Annotated in this window: 5 protein-coding genes; 3 read left to right on the top strand and 2 right to left on the bottom strand. The window is 60.6% G+C overall.

The genetic code is table 11. The features are described from left to right. The coding region (locus tag DDF70_RS35870) for a YybH family protein (protein WP_114948609.1) at positions 1–426 on the bottom strand (426 nt) is incomplete at its 3' end. A gap of 155 nt (positions 427–581) precedes the next feature. On the opposite strand from DDF70_RS35870, the gene DDF70_RS35865 reads away from it, so the two are divergent. From DDF70_RS35865 to DDF70_RS35855, 3 genes are all read left to right on the top strand, one after another. Beyond that, positions 582–1,289, top strand: coding sequence for a sigma-70 family RNA polymerase sigma factor (locus DDF70_RS35865; RefSeq protein WP_114949201.1), 708 nt, complete (start codon positions 582–584; stop codon positions 1,287–1,289). Between the two features lie 35 nt (positions 1,290–1,324). Then, positions 1,325–1,636, top strand: a complete 312-nt coding sequence (locus tag DDF70_RS35860) for an SWIB/MDM2 domain-containing protein (protein WP_114949202.1) — start codon at positions 1,325–1,327, stop codon at positions 1,634–1,636. 126 nt (positions 1,637–1,762) lie between these two features. Next, positions 1,763–1,972, top strand: a complete 210-nt coding sequence (locus DDF70_RS35855; RefSeq protein WP_114949200.1) for a hypothetical protein — start codon at positions 1,763–1,765, stop codon at positions 1,970–1,972. A gap of 343 nt (positions 1,973–2,315) precedes the next feature. Here the strand turns inward: DDF70_RS35855 and DDF70_RS35850 are convergent. Beyond that, positions 2,316–2,801: IS5 family transposase (locus tag DDF70_RS35850; protein ID WP_114949199.1), on the bottom strand; the 486-nt coding region annotated here is incomplete at its 5' end.

Raw genomic sequence — 2,801 nt, 5'->3', positions numbered from 1 at the left:
GAAGGAGCGGGACGGAGTGCCAGGGAACAGCGACACGTGCGTGTGCTGCGCCACCCACTCCTCCCCCACAGCCTGCCGCCCCAGCACCACCGTCGCGCGTCCAGGGCGGTCAAACGCCCTGCCATCTTCGGTATAGCCGGTGGACTCGAACACCGCCATGCCGACCGCCGTGAGACGGTCGCCCGAGATGAGGGTACGCAGATCGTCCAGATGCCAGCGGAACTGATCAATATGCCCCCAGACGTGACGCCACTGCTCTTGTTCGGTGGCCTCGCGTCCCACAGTGAAAGCCGTGAAGGTGCCAAAGGTGACCATATCGTCAGCGAAGAGCGGGCGAGAGCCGATGAAATCCACCGTCTGGATACAGACCCGGAGGCGCTGAAACCAGCGCCGGATCAAGATGACATCATCATTGCGTTCAGCCATGGCAGCCTCCTGGGGCTGAGGCTTGGAGCCAGGATGGTGCGCTTGCCCCGGCAAGGGGTCAAGCCGCCAGCAGACTTCAGTTCTATGGTCGAATGGGCTGGCTGATAAACAACCGTAGGTGTATGGTGAAGCTGTCGCCAAGGTGGAGCAAGGCCATGACCACCGCCGCTCGCCAACACAGCCGTCCTGCCCTCAGTGGCACTGATCGCAGACGGTCCGCACGGGGCAAACGGGCACGGCTGCGTCACATCCATCCGCTCTCGCACATTGAGCACCTCGCGCTGGTTGAGGAAGCCCGCGCGAGCCGCCGCTCGCAGCATATGCGAGACCAGCTCGCCGCCTTTCTGCCCCGCCTGCGGGCATTTGCGCTGCATCTGACCCGCGATCCGATCTGGAGCGATGACCTTGTGCAGAGTACCGTCTTGCGGGCTTGGGTGAACCTGGATCACTTCCAGCACGGCACCAACCTGGAGGCGTGGCTGTTCACGATCCTGCGCAACAGCTTTTACTCTGAGCATCGAAAGCACAGACGCGAGGTTGAAGACCCAAACAGTGGCTTTGCCAGACGCCTGATGGTTTATCCTGAGCAGGAATCCAGGCTGATGCTGCAAGACCTTCGCAAGGCGCTGGCGCGTCTGCCACCAGGACAGCGCGAGGCTCTCGTCCTGGTGGCCGAGCAGGGGGCGACCTACGAGGATGCAGCGGCTGCCTGCGGTGTGGCAGTGGGTACGCTCAAGAGCCGAGTCAACCGAGCCCGTAGTCAGCTTGCAGCGATGTTGCAGATGGAAAACCGGCACGATCTCGGCCCAGATCGGCTGATGCAGGCCGCACTCCAACACTCGCAGGCCGCAGAGTTCATGTGAAATCGTCCCTGCTGCTGCTCAAGGTGGAGGATCACATGCCGAATTCAAAGCCTGAGAAACCAGACGAGCCGGTGAAAGCAACCAAGGATGCGGCTAAGGAGCCAGCCTCCCCTTTCCTCAAGCCTTTACAGCCGTCGTCAGAACTGGCTGCCATTGTGGGTGCAGCCCCCTTGCCTCGCCCGGAGGTGGTGAGCAAAATCTGGGAGTACATCAAGAGGCACAAGCTCCAGAACCCGCAGAACAAGCGGGAGATTATGGCTGACGAGAAGCTTCAGGCGGTGTTTGGAGGCAAGAACAAGGTCAGCATGTTTGAGATGAACAAGTATCTTGCCCAGCATCTCAAATGAAATGTGTTTCACGGCAAGTTTCGCACGCCTGTGAGGCGAAAGAACCGGGTGGCGGTGCTATGGCTGAGCCGCTCTTCGCAAGGCAGCGGCATCAAGGCGGTCGCGAACTGCTGCTTGGCGTAGGTAGTGGGCCGCAGAGCGCAGGCGGGTCGCTTCATCCGTTCGACGCTGATCTTCCAGTTGTCTGATCTTAAGCTCATGCCTCGCAACCGCACGCTCGCGGCAGTCAGCCCAGTGCTCAAGGGCTTGCGCGTGCTGGAGGAGTTCTGGCGGATGGCAGACCTCGATCATCTGCGCACCAAATTATGTGCATTCCAAGCAGGGGCATTCTTATAGGCGGTTATAGCTGAACAGGGGCTGATAGGACTCCTATCCTCCTGAAAGCAGATGCAGCGGGAGCTTGGCGTCTCTGTCAGCCCTGCACCGAACGATGATTACTTGCAATGATCGGCAGTGGTGCAAACGCGTCTGGCATCGTGCAGTGATCATGGCTCACTCACTTTGATCGTCCTTTCGCTTCCCTAATCGACGGATCAGGGAGGCAAGTTCGTCCGGAAGCACCTCCTGGAGCGCCACTGGGTGCTGAACTTGCAACCATCTTCCAATTTCAGCGGCAAGCTCGGCTGGCGTCAGCGAGCCCCCGAAAGGATTGTTTGTTCCTAAAAGGCTACTGGGCTGCCTAGGTCGTGTGGACGGATTTGATCAGGATGAAGCTGAGAGCAAGGGTGACGAAGGAGCCGTAGTTCTCATCCGTCTTCTCGCAGCGTAAAGCAACGCGCTTGAAGCGCTTGAGCTTTCCCATGGTCTGCTCGATGCGAGCCCGCCCACGGTAGAGCGCCTTGGGAAAGAACTTCGGCTTGTCTTTGGTCGTCGTGCGGTACGGAATGGCCGGGCAGATGCCACGGGAACGAGCAGCCTGCCGGTTGGCTTTAGCGTCATAGCCCTTGTCACCCACAACCGCCCGCGGCGTGATCTCAGGACCAAGGTCGAGCAGCGTCTCGAAGTGAGGGCTGTCGCTGGCCTCACCGCCGGTCAGATGAAAGCCCAGCGGCTCGCCATCCCAGTCGGTCTTGAGGTGGATCTTGGTCGAGAACCCGCCGCGCGAGCGGCCCAGGGCCTGGCGGCTCTGCCCCCTTTTGCGCCTGCCGCCGAGACATGGGCGCGC

It is taken from the genome of Microvirga calopogonii, from assembly GCF_003347665.1.
GTDB lineage: Bacteria > Pseudomonadota > Alphaproteobacteria > Rhizobiales > Beijerinckiaceae > Microvirga > Microvirga calopogonii.
Note: the sequence above shows the minus strand (reverse complement) of the source record. Positions and strands in the feature narration are given on the sequence as shown.